13 protein-coding genes are annotated in these 12758 nt (G+C 73.6%); 8 read left to right on the plus strand and 5 right to left on the minus strand.

Annotation, left to right across the window (positions count from 1 at the left end):
• Positions 1-66: 66 nt before the first annotated feature.
• Complete coding sequence (locus AB0Q99_RS02095; protein WP_363567503.1) at positions 67-858, plus strand: thioredoxin domain-containing protein; 792 nt, start codon at positions 67-69, stop codon at positions 856-858.
• Positions 855-1487 carry a vitamin K epoxide reductase family protein gene (locus tag AB0Q99_RS02100; protein WP_363567505.1) on the plus strand — a complete coding sequence of 211 codons (633 nt, stop codon included), beginning with the start codon at positions 855-857 and terminating at the stop codon, positions 1485-1487. The genes AB0Q99_RS02095 and AB0Q99_RS02100 overlap by 4 nt, the downstream gene beginning before the upstream one ends.
• Before the next feature lie 25 nt (positions 1488-1512).
• Here the strand turns inward: AB0Q99_RS02100 and AB0Q99_RS02105 are convergent, their stop codons facing one another.
• Positions 1513-2598: a hypothetical protein gene (locus AB0Q99_RS02105; protein ID WP_363567507.1), complete on the minus strand. Its 1086-nt coding sequence runs from the start codon at positions 2596-2598 to the stop codon at positions 1513-1515.
• Positions 2599-2654: 56 nt separating this feature from the next.
• Positions 2655-3653, minus strand: a complete 999-nt coding sequence (locus AB0Q99_RS02110; protein ID WP_363567508.1) for an adenosine deaminase — start codon at positions 3651-3653, stop codon at positions 2655-2657.
• Between the two features lie 161 nt (positions 3654-3814).
• Between AB0Q99_RS02110 and AB0Q99_RS02115 the strand changes: the two genes are divergently transcribed.
• Complete coding sequence (locus AB0Q99_RS02115) at positions 3815-4096, plus strand: DUF6158 family protein (RefSeq protein WP_363567510.1); 282 nt, start codon at positions 3815-3817, stop codon at positions 4094-4096.
• Positions 4097-4270: 174 nt separating this feature from the next.
• Positions 4271-5659 carry an NADP-dependent succinic semialdehyde dehydrogenase gene (locus AB0Q99_RS02120; RefSeq protein WP_363567512.1) on the plus strand — a complete coding sequence of 463 codons (1389 nt, stop codon included), beginning with the start codon at positions 4271-4273 and terminating at the stop codon, positions 5657-5659.
• Between the two features lie 33 nt (positions 5660-5692).
• On the opposite strand, the gene AB0Q99_RS02125 is transcribed toward AB0Q99_RS02120, so the two are convergent.
• Both AB0Q99_RS02125 and AB0Q99_RS02130 read right to left on the minus strand, forming a co-directional pair.
• Positions 5693-5974, minus strand: a complete 282-nt coding sequence (locus AB0Q99_RS02125; RefSeq protein ID WP_363567514.1) for a hypothetical protein — start codon at positions 5972-5974, stop codon at positions 5693-5695.
• A 72-nt stretch (positions 5975-6046) separates the two neighbouring features.
• Positions 6047-7093 (minus strand): Ku protein, encoded by a 1047-nt coding sequence (locus tag AB0Q99_RS02130; protein ID WP_363567516.1) that lies wholly within the window; start codon positions 7091-7093, stop codon positions 6047-6049.
• Between the two features lie 169 nt (positions 7094-7262).
• Here AB0Q99_RS02130 and AB0Q99_RS02135 point away from each other — a divergent pair, with 169 nt between their 5' ends.
• The 3 genes from AB0Q99_RS02135 (at position 7263) to AB0Q99_RS02145 (ending at position 10580) form a co-directional block, all read left to right on the plus strand.
• Positions 7263-7505: a hypothetical protein gene (locus AB0Q99_RS02135; RefSeq protein WP_363567518.1), complete on the plus strand. Its 243-nt coding sequence runs from the start codon at positions 7263-7265 to the stop codon at positions 7503-7505.
• Positions 7506-7737: 232 nt separating this feature from the next.
• Entirely contained in the window at positions 7738-9177 is a 1440-nt protein-coding gene (locus tag AB0Q99_RS02140) for an amino acid permease (RefSeq protein WP_363567520.1), read from the plus strand.
• A gap of 215 nt (positions 9178-9392) precedes the next feature.
• Positions 9393-10580, plus strand: coding sequence for a helix-turn-helix transcriptional regulator (locus AB0Q99_RS02145; protein ID WP_363568193.1), 1188 nt, complete (start codon positions 9393-9395; stop codon positions 10578-10580).
• 297 nt (positions 10581-10877) lie between these two features.
• Here AB0Q99_RS02145 and AB0Q99_RS02150 read toward each other — a convergent pair whose 3' ends face one another.
• Complete coding sequence (locus AB0Q99_RS02150; protein ID WP_363567522.1) at positions 10878-11666, minus strand: serine protease; 789 nt, start codon at positions 11664-11666, stop codon at positions 10878-10880.
• Positions 11667-11807: 141 nt separating this feature from the next.
• On the opposite strand from AB0Q99_RS02150, the gene AB0Q99_RS02155 reads away from it, so the two are divergent.
• Positions 11808-12653 (plus strand): EI24 domain-containing protein, encoded by an 846-nt coding sequence (locus AB0Q99_RS02155; protein ID WP_363567524.1) that lies wholly within the window; start codon positions 11808-11810, stop codon positions 12651-12653.
• Positions 12654-12758 lie beyond the last annotated feature (105 nt).

A 12758-nucleotide genomic window follows, 5' to 3' on the forward strand; every position in this document is an offset into this window, starting at 1 on the left:
TCCCCGCGCAGGCCCCGAGCGGCCGCGCCCGCACCCCGCACGCCCGAGAGCACAGGACGACGCCCCATGAGCAACAGCCGCAAGACCGACAAGACCTCCGCCACCGACCGCATGCGCGCCGCCCGGGCCCAGGCCGAGCGCTCCGACCGGATCCGCCGCCGGGTGGTGATCGGCGCCGCCTCCGCCGCCGTGCTCGCCCTCGCCGCAGGCGTGGCCTTCGCGGTCGGCGGCTCCTCCGGCTCCGGTTCGGACGCCGCCGCGAACGGCCCGCTGGTCGTCCCCGCGAACGCGACCGGCGACGGCGGCACGGTGATCACCTACGGCAAGGCCGACGCCCCGCACACCCTGTCGGTCTACGAGGACTTCCGCTGCCCGTTCTGCGAGCAGCTGGAGACCACCACCGGCAAGACCATCCAGCAGCTCGCCGACGCCGGCACGTACAAGGTCGAGTACCACCTGGCGACGTTCCTGGACAAGAACCTCGGCGGCAAGGGCTCGCGCACCGCGCTGGCCGCCGCCGGCGCCGCGCTGAACGAGGGCGTGGACAAGTTCAAGCAGTTCCACGACGTGCTCTACGCCAACCAGCCGGACGAGCGCAGCGACGCCTTCGGCGACGTCAACCACCTGCTGGACCTGGCCGGCCAGGTCCCCGGGCTGAAGACCGACGCCTTCGTCAAGGCCGTCCAGGACGGCACCTACGCGCCGTGGGCGGCCAAGGTCAACGCGGAGTTCGACAAGAGCGGTGTCACCGGCACGCCGACCGTCGAGCTGGACGGCCAGAAGCTGGACGTCCTCAGCAACGGCAAGGCCGTGTCCCCCGAGCAGTTCACCGCCATGGTCAAGCAGGTGACCGGGTGACGGCCGCCGCCACCTCCGCCACGCCCGTCACCCGGACGGCCTACGGCGCGAGCCGCCCGTTCGCCTGGCTGCTGGTGATCGGCGGCGCGATCGGCCTGTTCGCCTCGGCGGTCCTCACCCTGGACAAGATCCGGCTGCTGAAGGACCCGTCGTACGTCCCCAACTGCAACATCAATCCGATCATCAGCTGCGGCTCGATCATGCGCAGCGAGCAGGCCGAGGCCTTCGGCTTCCCCAACTCGCTGATCGGGCTGGTGGCCTTCGGGGTGGTCGTCGCGGTCGGTGCCGGGCTGCTCGCCGGTGCGACGTACCGGCGCTGGTTCTGGCTCGGTCTGCAGGCCGGGACGGTCTTCGGGATCGGCTTCGTGACCTGGCTGATGGACCAGGCGCTCTACCGGATCGGCGCGCTCTGCCCGTACTGCATGGTGGTGTGGGCCGCGATGATCCCGCTGTTCTGGTACACGACGCTGCACAACCTGCGCAGCGGCGTGATCCCGGTGGGACCGCGCCTGCGGGTGGTGGTCCGGGAGGCGGCCCGCTACCACTGGGTCGTCCCGGCCCTGTGGTACGCGGTGATCGCGCTGCTGGTCCTCAACCGGTTCTGGTACTACTGGAGCACCCTGCTCTGATCCCCCCGTCCGCGGACGCGCGGGGCTACTTCGGCAGCCCCGTGAGGTCGGTGAAGGCGGCGGTTCCCGAGTAGCCGATCAGGAAGCCCACCAGCACGCCGCCCCAGAAGTCCTCGACGGTGACGAAGGACGGCGCTTCGGACTTCCGCGCGGCGAAGACGATCGCCGCCCCGCTGAGGATGACCGCCAGCACGAGCGAGCCGATCGTGGTCCCCAGGTGCCGGTGGACCAGCACGCTCAGGCTCTGCGCCTCCTGCAGCGAACGGCCGACGCTGCCCAGCACGCCGCCCGCCGCCCCGCCGGTCATCACGTTCCACAGTGCGGCCTTGAGCGGGACGGTCAGGGCGGTGGTGTTGGCGAAGACCCTGCGGCGCTCCGGCCCCGCGCCCCCGGCGCCGGGCCGCGGGCCTTCGGTCTGCGGGGCCAGCCCGTACACCACGTTGAGCTGCAGGCGGTAGCTCGCGGGGACGAAGAGCGGGGTCCGGGGAGTGCCGAGGCGGATGGTCCAGACATCGGTCGACCCGGGTTCCAGCGCCGTCCCCCCGGGGAGCGAGCCGATCAGCGGCACGCGCTCCTGCTCGGTCGGACGGTCGGCGAAGACCGTCACCTTCGCGTCCTCGTAGGCGTGGATGTGGGTCCGCTGCGCCCGTCCGTGCAGGGCCACCCGCGACCCGCCGTAGGCGTGGAGGTGGAGTTGGTCGTCGGCGCCGTCGAGGCGCGCCTGGTCACGCGCGTTGGCCTGGTCCAGCAGGACGATCTCGTCCTCGATCCCCCGCGCCTCCTCGGCCCGCCCCGGCGGGAGTGCGCCCGACTCGGCGGTCAGCCGCCGGATCCGGGCCCGCCGCTCCTTGACCGCCGCCGTCAGCCGCTCGGCCTCGGCCTCCGGGAGCACCGGGTCCGCCGGCTCCGGCTCCGGCTGCTCGGGCTTCCGCCAGAACAGCTGGGTCGGCAGGCTCATGTCCACCTTGTCGATCCACACCGGCACCGAGAAGGGGTTCTTGATGTGCAGGTAGACCGTGAAGTCCGTGCCCGAGTACACCTGCGGGACGGAGAGGTCGACCGAGAGGTCGAGCAGCCCGAGTTGGGCGGGCGGCTCCGGCGGGGTGGTCACCCGGACAGGCTAGCCAGGCCGGCCCGTCCGGGTGGGGAGTTCGCCCGAACCGGCCGTCAGCCCTCGGCCGGGCCGAAGTCGAACGCCTCGACCTCGGCCAGGAGTTCGGCCCGGCGGCGGTCGTCGAGGAAGGCGGCCCGGAAGGAGTTGGCGGCCAGCCGGCGCAGGGTCTCCCGGTCCAGGCCTAGGGCCTCGCGGACGGCGCGGAAGTTGTCCTCGACGTAGCCGCCGAAGTACGCCGGGTCGTCGGAGTTGACGGTGACCAGCAGGCCGGCCTCCAGCATCTCGCGCAGCGGGTGGTCGGCGATCGTGTCGATGCAGCGCAGGCGGACGTTGGAGAGCGGGCACAGCGTCAGCGGGATCTGCTCGCGGACCAGCCGGGCGACCAGTTCGCCGTCCTCCAGGCAGCGCAGCCCGTGGTCGATCCGCTCGACGCCGAGGACGTCCAGCGCCTCGGTGATGTACGAGGCCGGGCCCTCCTCGCCCGCGTGGGCGACCCGCCGCAGTCCGGCCTCGGCGGCCCGGCGGTACACCTCGCGGAACTTCGCCGGCGGGTTGCCGACCTCGGCCGAGTCCAGGCCGATGCCCGCGATCCGGTCGAAGTACGGGCGGGCGGCCTCGAAGGCCTCCAGCGCGGAGTCGGCGGACTCGTCCCGCAGGAAGCACATGATCAGCCGGGTGCTGATCCCGTACCGCTCCTCGCCGCGCGCCAGCGCCCGGGTCAGCCCGTCCACCACCACGCCCAGCGGCACCCCGCGGGCGGTGTGCGCCTGCGGGTCGAAGAAGATCTCCGCGTGCCGGACGCCCTGCTCGGCGGCCCGCGCCAGGTAGGCGTCGGCGAGGTCGGCGAAGTCGTCCTCGGTGCGCAGCACGGCCATCAGCGCGTAGTAGAGGTCCAGGAAGGACTGCAGATCGCTGAAGGAGTACGCGGTGCGCAGCTCCCCGGTGTCGGCGTACGGCAGCGCGACCCCGTTGCGGGCGGCGAGCTCGAAGGCGAGCTCGGGCTCCAGGGTGCCTTCGATGTGCAGGTGGAGTTCGGCCTTGGGAAGGGGCATCAGCGATCTGTCCGAGCGGTAGCGGGGGAACCCGAAGGTACGGTGAGGATTCATCCTACGATCCAGGGGATCTTCGTACCCGCCCGCTCACCCACGCGGGTGTACGGGCGCGGAGAGCCGGGCACCCCGTAGGAGGGGGCTTCCGCCGAGGAGGTACCGAGATGCGGCACGCCGACGCCACGCACATCCGGCCCGAGGGCATCTCCCCGCACGCTCTGGGCAACGACACGCTCCTGCACGAGCTGGAGCAGCTGCACCGCACCCGCCACGAGACCTTCCTGTACGGCTCGGAGGAGGCGCTGAAGCGGCACACGCTGCGCACCGGACAACTGGAGGCCGAGTACCTGCACCGCTTCCCCAACCGGCTGGTGACCGCCGGGCGGACGCGGGCCGGCGCCCGGGCCCGGGGGGCGGCGGCCCGGGTGGAGTCGCTGCCGGAGTGACGGGCCCCGAAGTGACGGCACCGGAGTGACGGCACCGGGCCGGACGCCCGGCGGGACACGCCGCCGGGCGCGCCGTGGCGTGCCCGGAGCCGGGCCGTCGGGGAGGGTGTGAGGGCAGACGCACCGGACCCGGACCCGCGCCGGGCCCGGACCCAGACCCCTCGGGAGCCCCGCATGCCCATCGCCAGCGTCAACCCCGCGACCGGCGAGACCCTGGAGACCTTCGAACCGCTCGACGAGGCCGGCATCGAGCAGCGGCTGGCCCGCGCCGAGGCCGCCTTCCACGGCTACCGCGGCACCCCGTTCGCCGCCCGCGCCGAGCTGATGCACCGCGCCGCCGACCTGCTGGACCAGGACCGCGAGGCGGTCGCCCGCACCATGACCGAGGAGATGGGCAAGCCGCTCGCCGCCGCCCGGGCCGAGGCCGCCAAGTGCGCGAAGGCGATGCGCTGGTACGCGGACCACGCCGAGGCGCTGCTCGCCGACGAGCATCCGGCCCCGGCCGACGTCGCCGACTCCGGTGCCGCCCACGCCTACGTCCGCTACCGCCCGCTCGGGCCGGTGCTGGCCGTGATGCCGTGGAACTTCCCGTTCTGGCAGGTGATCCGGTTCGCCGCGCCGGCCCTGATGGCGGGCAACGTCGGCCTGCTCAAGCACGCGTCCAACGTGCCGCGCACGGCGGTGGCGATCGAGGAGCTGTTCCGGCGGGCCGGCTTCCCCGAGGGCTGTTTCCAGACCCTGCTGATCGGCTCGGGCGCGGTCGAGGGCGTGGTCCGGGACCGGAGGGTCGCCGCGGTCACCCTCACCGGCAGCGAGCCGGCCGGGCGCGCCGTCGCCTCGGCCGCGGCGGACGAGGTCAAGAAGGCCGTGCTGGAACTCGGCGGCAGCGACCCGTTCGTCGTCCTGCCGAGCGCCGACGTGGACGCCGCGGTGGCGACCGCCGTCCGGGCCCGGGTGCAGAACAACGGCCAGTCCTGCATCGCCGCCAAGCGGTTCATCGTCCACACCGACGTCTACGACCGCTTCACGGCCGGGTTCACCGGGGCGATGCGCACGCTGCGGGTCGGCGACCCGATGGACGAGGCCACCGACGTCGGCCCGCTGGCCAGCCGCCAGGGCCGGAACGACCTGGAGGAGCTGGTCGAGGACGCCCGCACCCACGGTGCCCGGGTGGAGTGCGGCGGCGGGCGCCCGGAGGGCTGGGACACCGGCTGGTTCTACGAGCCGACGGTGCTGACCGGCATCACCCCGGCGATGCGGATCCACCAGGAAGAGACCTTCGGCCCGGTCGCCACCGTCTACCGGGTGGCCGGCCTGGACGAGGCCGTCGTGCTCGCCAACGACACCCCGTTCGGCCTGAGCGCCAACGTCTGGACCACGGACGAGGCCGAGCAGGAGCGCTTCGTCCGCGACATCCAGGCCGGTGGGGTGTTCTTCAACGGGATGACGGCCTCCCACCCGGCGCTGCCGTTCGGCGGCGTCAAGCGCTCCGGGTTCGGGCGGGAGCTGTCCGGGCACGGGATCCGGGAGTTCTGCAACATCACCACGGTGTGGATCGGCTGAGCCCTCCCGGACCCCCGCCCGGTCCGGGCCGGGTCAGGCCGTCGCCCGGTGCCGGCCCGGGCCGGGCGTCATCCAGCGGGCGACCACGCCGATGATGGCGACGACCGTCAGGCCCCAGAAGATCGCCATCGGGATCAGCACCGCCAGCAGGCTGATCTGGGCGGCGGCCATGCCCATGCCGACCGACAGCGTGATCATGAGCGTCACGACGGTGGGGCTGAGGGTGAGCAGCCAGATCCAGGCCCGGTGTGCGAAGCCCTGGTTCTTCGGGGTGTCGGGGCCGGTTTCGACGGCCTTGTAGGTCAGCAGGTCCATCGGGATCGCCTCCAATGCTGGACGGGAGGGAAGGGGGACGGGGAGAGGGAGCCGGAGCCTGGCCCCGGGGGGTCAGGAGGCCTTGCGCGGAGCCGTGGACTTGCGGCCGATTGCCTTCTTCGCCGCCGGGGTCCGCTCGGCCGCGGCGCTCTTGGCGGCGGTCGTGCCGGTGGCGGTCTTCCGTGCGGAGGTCTTGGCGGCGGGTGTCTTGGCGGCAGCGGTCCCGGCGGCGGGCGCGGCGCTCTTCCGCCCCGAGGCGCGCTTGCGCGGCGCGGGCTCCTCCTCCTCGGGCTCCGCCGCCTCCGCCGCCTCCGCCCCGCCCGACCCGGCGGCCGACCCGCGCCCGCCCTTGGCCTGCTTGAGGCTGCTGCGCAGCGCCTCCATCAGGTCGATGACGTTGTCCGGCGCCTCGCCGCCCTCCTCCTCGTGCGGGATCTCGACGCCCTCCAGCCGCGCGGTGATCACCTGCTGCAGCGCCTGCTGGTAGTCGTCGTGCAGCTGGGACAGGTCGAAGTCCTCGGAGAGGGTGTCCATCAGCGACCGCGCCATCTTGAGCTCCTGCGGCCGGACGGTGACGTCCTCCTCGGGCGCGATCCCGGCCGCCGGGCGGACCTCGTCGGGCCAGATGCAGGTCTGCAGCACCAGCGTGTTGTCGTGCACCCGCAGCACCGCGGGCGACTCCCTGGTGCGCAGCGCGATCTTGGTGACGGCGATCTGCCCGGAGTCGGTGAGCGCGTCGCGCAGCAGCGCGTACGGCTTGGCGGCGGCCTTGTCGGCCACGCCCACGTAGTAGGCCTTGGAGAACATCAGCGGATCGATCTCGCCCTCGTCGACGAAGGCCAGCACGTCGATGATCTTCTTGCTGGGCAGCGGCAGGTCGGCGAGGTCGTCGTCGCTGAGCGTGACGGTCCGCCCGTCGGGGGACTCGTAACCCTTGGCGATCTCGGCGTACGGGACCTCCCGCTCCTCCCGCTCGCAGTACCGCTTCATCCGCACCCGGCCGCCGTCCTTGGCGTGCACCTGGTGCAGCGGGACGTCGTGCTCCTGCGTGGCGGAGTAGAGGTGGACGGGGATGCTGACCAGCCCGAAGCTGATCGTCCCCTTCCAGGTGGTCTGCATGGGGTCGCTCCTGTCCGGCGCCGGGAACCGACGGGCACCGAGGACGCTCGGGGACTGCTCCGACGAATGCCCCGAGAGTCCCACTCTGCCCGGATTCGCCCCGATCGGCCACACCGCGCCGACGGTGGGCCGGCATCGGGCCGACAATGGGCCGAGGAGGTCGATGCGGATGACCGTCGCACGCCGGCCCGACCACGCTCCGCCACCGGAGCGGACGACGTACCGGGTGACCTACACCGTGTCCGGCGAGGTGCGCCGGGGCGAGGTCACGGTGGTGCCCGGGTACTCCCGGGAGAGCGACATCCCGCGCATCCTCGCGGCCCGGCTCGCCGGCCGGGCAGCCACCCGGGCCGTCGGCGGGCCGCCGGGGCCTCCGCCGGAGATCGTCGTGCTCGACTTGAGGGAAATCTGATCCCGGCCGACCCCCACCCGCCTGACCATGCGTCAGATCTGAGCTTTCCGGACCCCCGTCTCACCCATCCTGACCTGGGCTTTTGTGTCCGGTAAGCGAACAGTTATCAAAGTCTTGTTCCGATACTCGGGCGTAGTAGTTAGGTTGCACCGCAATGCGCGGGTCTGTCCCCCCACCCTGTGGCGCGACGAGCCCGGGGTCGCCGCGCTGGAAAGGCACAGGGCACCCCTAGATGAGTGCGAACACCACCGCGTCGGCAGCGGCCGCGCAGGTCCCCCACCAGGCGGGACCGCACGGCCACGGCGGCGACGGCCACCTGAAGGCCGGGCTCAAGAACCGCCACCTGTCGATGATCGCCATCGGCGGAGTGATCGGCGCCGGCCTGTTCGTCGGTTCCGGTGCGGGCATCGCGTCCACCGGCCCCGGCATCCTGCTCTCCTACACGCTGGCCGGCGCGCTGGTCGTGCTGGTGATGCGGATGCTCGGCGAGATGGCCGCGGCCGACCCGCAGAGCGGTTCCTTCTCGGCGTACGCGGACCGCGCGCTGGGCCGCTGGGCCGGGTTCACCATCGGCTGGCTGTACTGGTTCTTCTGGGTCGTGGTGCTCGCGGTCGAGGCGACGGCCGGCGCGAAGATCCTCAACCAGTGGGTGCCCGGCGTGCCGCAGTGGGGCTGGGCGCTGATCGTGATGGCGGTGCTGACCTCCACCAACCTCTTCTCGGTGGCCTCCTACGGCGAGTTCGAGTTCTGGTTCGCCGGCATCAAGGTGGTCGCGATCGCCGCCTTCCTGGTGATCGGCGTCCTCGCCGCCTTCGGCCTGCTGCCCGGCACCCACGCGGTCGGCACCAGCAACCTGACCGGCCACGGCGGCTTCCTGCCGCACGGAGTGGGCGCGGTGTTCACCGGCATGCTGACCGTGGTCTTCGCCTTCATGGGCAGCGAGATCGTCACCCTGGCCGCCGGCGAGTCGGAGGACCCGCAGAAGGCGGTCACCAAGGCCACCAACAGCGTGATCTGGCGCATCGGGATCTTCTACCTGGGCTCGATCCTGCTCGTGGTCACCCTGCTGCCCTGGGACTCGGCCGAGGTCAAGGCCAGCCCGTACGTGGCGGTGCTGAACCACATCGGCATCCCGGGCGCCGGCCAGGTGATGGACGTGATCGTGCTGACCGCGGTGCTCTCCTGCCTCAACTCCGGGATGTACACCGCCTCCCGGATGGCGTTCTCGCTGGGCCGGCGCGGCGATGCCCCGAAGGCCTTCGCCAAGGTGACCGAGCGCGGCGTGCCGCGGGTGGCCATCCTCTCCTCGGTGGTCTTCGGCTTCGTCGCGGTGTTCTTCAACTACACCTCGCCGGACACGGTGTTCGCCTTCCTCCTCAACTCCTCCGGCGCGATCGCGCTCTTCGTCTGGCTGGTGATCTGCGCCACCCAGCTGCGGATGCGCAAGATCATCGAGCGGGAGATGCCCGAGCGGCACACCGTCCGGATGTGGCTGTACCCGTACCTGACCTGGACCGCGATGGGCATGATCGGGTTCGTCATGGCGTACATGTTCACCGACGCCGACGGGCGCAAGCAGATGTACCTGTCGCTGGTCGCCGCGGCGATCGTGCTCGCGGCCTCGGCCGTGGTGGGCCGCCGGCGGCGGGCCGCGGTGGCGGCGGGCGCCTGACCCGTCCGCACCGCACAGGAACGCCGGGTCCGGGAGCCGTTGCGGAGGCTCCCGGGCCCGGTTCCGTTGTCCGGGCCGCTGCCGCCGGGCCGGCGGCACCGACACCGGCGCTGGGATTGCCATCGTTTGACCAAGGCACGTCAAGGGGGATACCTCGGCATGGCGCTCCCCCACGAGCGCTCCCCCACCTCCTCCCGGGAGACCCCGTGCCGCTCATGCCCTCCCCCACGCCACCCTCGCCACCCCTGCCCCGCGCGGAACCCGAGTCCGCGCGCCTGCGCTTCGGCCGCCGGCTGCGCCACTGGCGCGAGGCCCGCGGCCTCAGCCAGACCGAGCTCGGCCGCCTGCTCGGCTACCACAACTCGCTGATCAGCCGGGTGGAGAACGCCCGCCGCTGGCCGCCGCCGGGAATGCCCGCCCGGGCCGACGAACTCCTGCTCGCCTGCGGAGAGTTGGCGGACCTGTGGCAGACCGTGCGGCAGGAGCGCGAACGCCTCGGCGAACTCGCCGCCGCCGGCCGGCCACCACTCGCCACCGACCCCGCCCCACCGGACGCCGCCACCGTCGAGGTGCTCGCCCACCTGCTCGACGGCTACCGGGCCGCCGCCGGCCGGATCGGCGGCGAGGACCTGGCCGCCGTCCTGGAGCACCACGCCCGCACCCTGGCCGGCCGGCCGCACACCGCCCCGTACGAGAGCCCCGCCGCCGCCCGCTCGCTCGCCGCGCAGTACGCCGAACTCGCCGGCTGGGCCCACTTCGAGGGCGAGCGCCGCGCCCGGGCACTCAGCTGGTACACCACCGGGCTGGAATGGGCGCACGCGGCCGGCGACCGGGCCACCGCGACCGCGCTGCTCGCCCGGCAGAGCACCCTGCACTGGTGGCGCGGCGACCCGGCCACCGCGCTCGCCCTGGCCGAGGCCGCCCGGGCCACCGCCCCTCCGGCGGCGGGGCTGCGGGCCTGGGCGGCCGTCGTCCTGGCGCACGCCCACGCACTGGCCGGCGAGCCGCCGCAGGTGCGCCGGGCCCTGGCGGACGCCCGGCGGCTGACCGAGGCCGCGCTGAGCTCCGGCGAGCCGACGCCCTGGGCGGCCTGCGCCGAGCTGGTCCTGACCGTCGCGCACGGCACCTGCCACCGCGACCTCGCCCTGCGCACCGCCCGCAGCGCCCGGGCCCGCACCACCCACGCCCGGACCGCCGTGGCCCGGCTGGAGGCCGCCCTGCGGCTCCTCGACCCGGCCGCCCACCCGCGCGACCACGCCCTGGTCACCGCCCGTCTCGCCGGCGCCCACGCGCTCGCCGTCCACCCCGAGGCCGCCGCCACCCTGCTCGCCCGCCTGCCGCCGCACACCACCGGCCGGATCGCCCGCGAACGACGGCGGGCCGAGGAGTGGCTGCACGGGTGACCGCCCGGGCCGGCCGGCACTGCCGGGGCACGGCGGGGCACGGGTGCAGGCCGGACCGGACACGGCAACTCGGCCGGTCCGGGCACGGGCGCAGGCCGGTTCGGGCACACGGCCGGGTGCGGCGCCGCCCAGGGGCCCGCCCGGCGCCCGCGCCGGCCCGGCAGCCGTCACGCGGAACGGGCCGGTCGGCGCCCGGCCCGTCGGAGAATGGCGGGGCCGGTCACCACCTGCGGGAGTGGTGACCGGCCCCGTCCGGCCGACGCACCCCGCTCTGGCGGTGCACCCGGCCCTACCGGCTCAGAAGCCGGCCGCCGCCGCGGCGATGTCGGCCGCGTAGGTGCTCACCTGGGTGTAGATGCCCGGGTAGCCGGGACGGGCGCAGCCGTTGCCCCAGCTGACGATGCCGACCTGGACCCAGCGGCCCGCCGCGTCCCGGCGGACCATCGGACCGCCGGAGTCGCCCTGGCAGGTGTCGACACCGCCCCGGTCGAGGTAGCCCGCGCAGAGCGACCCAGCGGTGTTCAGGCCCGGGTAGGCACCGGCGCAGGCGGCGTCGTCGACGAACGGCACGGTGGCCTTGAGCAGGTACCGCTGCTGGGCGCCGCCCTCGCGCGAGGCACCCCAGCCCATGATGGTGAAGGTGCCGTTGTCGTAGGCGGTGGTGGTGGCGATCGGCAGGGTGCTGACCAGGCTGCTGTTCACCGGCGAGGCCAGCTTGATCAGCGCCCAGTCGTCGCCGTTCTCGGCGCCGGTGAAGGCCGGCGACTGGTAGACGTACGAGGAGCGGACCGTGATCGCGCTGCCGCTGCGCAGGTCGACCGCGCCGAAGGTGGCGGTGATGCTGCTGTCGGCGCCGGTGCCGTCGACGCAGTGGGCGGCGGTGAGCACGATCTGCGGGGTGTAGAGCGCGCCGCCGCAGCCCATCGAGAGCCGCGCGACGAACGGGAACTCGCCCTGTGCCGCCCGCGTGCCGCCGACCACGGTCGGCGACGGCGCCGGCGAGGCGGTGGCGGGCAGCACGAGCAGGCCGGCGCCGAGCACCAGTCCGGCCAACAGGCTGACGATCCTGCCGAATTGACGGTTCATCAGTCTCCTCCTTGCAGGTGGGGGGAGACCGAGAGTGGCCCGCCGAGCGGTCCGGCAGCAGGGGTCCGGCCTTGCCGGTCGAAACTGGCAGGAACACGGCAATGCACGGTTCCGGGCGCCGAGGCCCTAGGGTGATCGCCCATGCGGGATCTTGTGGCGGGGATGAAGTACCTGGTCGAGGGCCAGAAGTGGGTGGGCCGGCACGGCCGCTGGTGGGGCTTCGGGATGCTCCCGGCCCTGCTCGCCCTGATCGGCTACGCCGTCGCCCTCGCCTTCCTCGGCGCCTGGTCCGTGGACCTCGCGGGCTGGGCCACGCCGTTCGCCGACCACTGGGGCTCGCCCTGGCGTGGCCTGCTGCGCGACGCGCTCGCGGCGATCGTCTTCGGCGGCGGCCTGCTGTTCGCCCTGCTCACCTTCACCGCCGTCACCCTGCTGGTCGGACAGCCCTTCTACGAGGCGCTCTGCGCGAAGGTCGACGAGACCGAGGGCGGCGCACCCGCCCCGCCGGACACCCCGCTCTGGCGCGAGCTGCTGATCGCGGTGCGCGAAAGCGTGTCTGTGCTGGCGCGGGTGGCCGCGTTCGGCGTGGTGCTGTTCGCCTGCGGGTTCGTCCCGCTGGTCGGGCAGACGGTGGTGCCGGTGCTCGGTTTCCTGGTGTCCGGCTTCTTCCTGACCGTCGAGCTGACGGCCGTCGCCCTGCAGCGGCGCCGGGTGCCGCAGCCCGAGCGGATCCGGCTGCTGCGGGCCCGGCTCGGGCTGGCGCTGGGGTTCGGCACGCCGCTGGTCCTGGCGTTCCTGGTGCCGCTGGTGACGGTGCTCGCCATGCCCGGCGCCGTCGCGGGCGCCACCCTGCTGGCCCGCGACCTCGTCCCGGCCGGCGCGCAGGAGGCAGCGGAGGAGGACGAGGAGGAGTCGACCCCGGCCCTCCGCACGCCTACCGCGCCCGCCGCGCGACCCGCCCCGGGGAATCCGCCCGCGACCCCCTGAGGCCGTGACCGCCCGGTCGCTCCGCGTCGAACTCGCCCCGGCACACCTGTGACGCCCCCCACAGGCGGTTCGGCATCTACGATGCCCGGTAGTGGACGAGTGCCG

This window comes from Kitasatospora sp. NPDC086791, assembly GCF_040685975.1.
GTDB lineage: Bacteria > Actinomycetota > Actinomycetes > Streptomycetales > Streptomycetaceae > Kitasatospora.

Coding starts and splice junctions, on each gene's coding strand:
- AB0Q99_RS02150 (WP_363567522.1), bottom strand. CDS start 11,666: ATGAACCGTCAATTCGGCAGGATCGTCAGCCTGTTGGCCGGACTGGTG.
- AB0Q99_RS02130 (WP_363567516.1), bottom strand. CDS start 7,093: ATGCAGACCACCTGGAAGGGGACGATCAGCTTCGGGCTGGTCAGCATC.
- AB0Q99_RS02155 (WP_363567524.1), top strand. CDS start 11,808: ATGCGGGATCTTGTGGCGGGGATGAAGTACCTGGTCGAGGGCCAGAAG.
- AB0Q99_RS02115 (WP_363567510.1), top strand. CDS start 3,815: ATGCGGCACGCCGACGCCACGCACATCCGGCCCGAGGGCATCTCCCCG.
- AB0Q99_RS02120 (WP_363567512.1), top strand. CDS start 4,271: ATGCCCATCGCCAGCGTCAACCCCGCGACCGGCGAGACCCTGGAGACC.
- AB0Q99_RS02145 (WP_363568193.1), top strand. CDS start 9,393: ATGCCCTCCCCCACGCCACCCTCGCCACCCCTGCCCCGCGCGGAACCC.
- AB0Q99_RS02140 (WP_363567520.1), top strand. CDS start 7,738: ATGAGTGCGAACACCACCGCGTCGGCAGCGGCCGCGCAGGTCCCCCAC.
- AB0Q99_RS02110 (WP_363567508.1), bottom strand. CDS start 3,653: ATGCCCCTTCCCAAGGCCGAACTCCACCTGCACATCGAAGGCACCCTG.
- AB0Q99_RS02095 (WP_363567503.1), top strand. CDS start 67: ATGAGCAACAGCCGCAAGACCGACAAGACCTCCGCCACCGACCGCATG.
- AB0Q99_RS02135 (WP_363567518.1), top strand. CDS start 7,263: ATGACCGTCGCACGCCGGCCCGACCACGCTCCGCCACCGGAGCGGACG.
- AB0Q99_RS02125 (WP_363567514.1), bottom strand. CDS start 5,974: ATGGACCTGCTGACCTACAAGGCCGTCGAAACCGGCCCCGACACCCCG.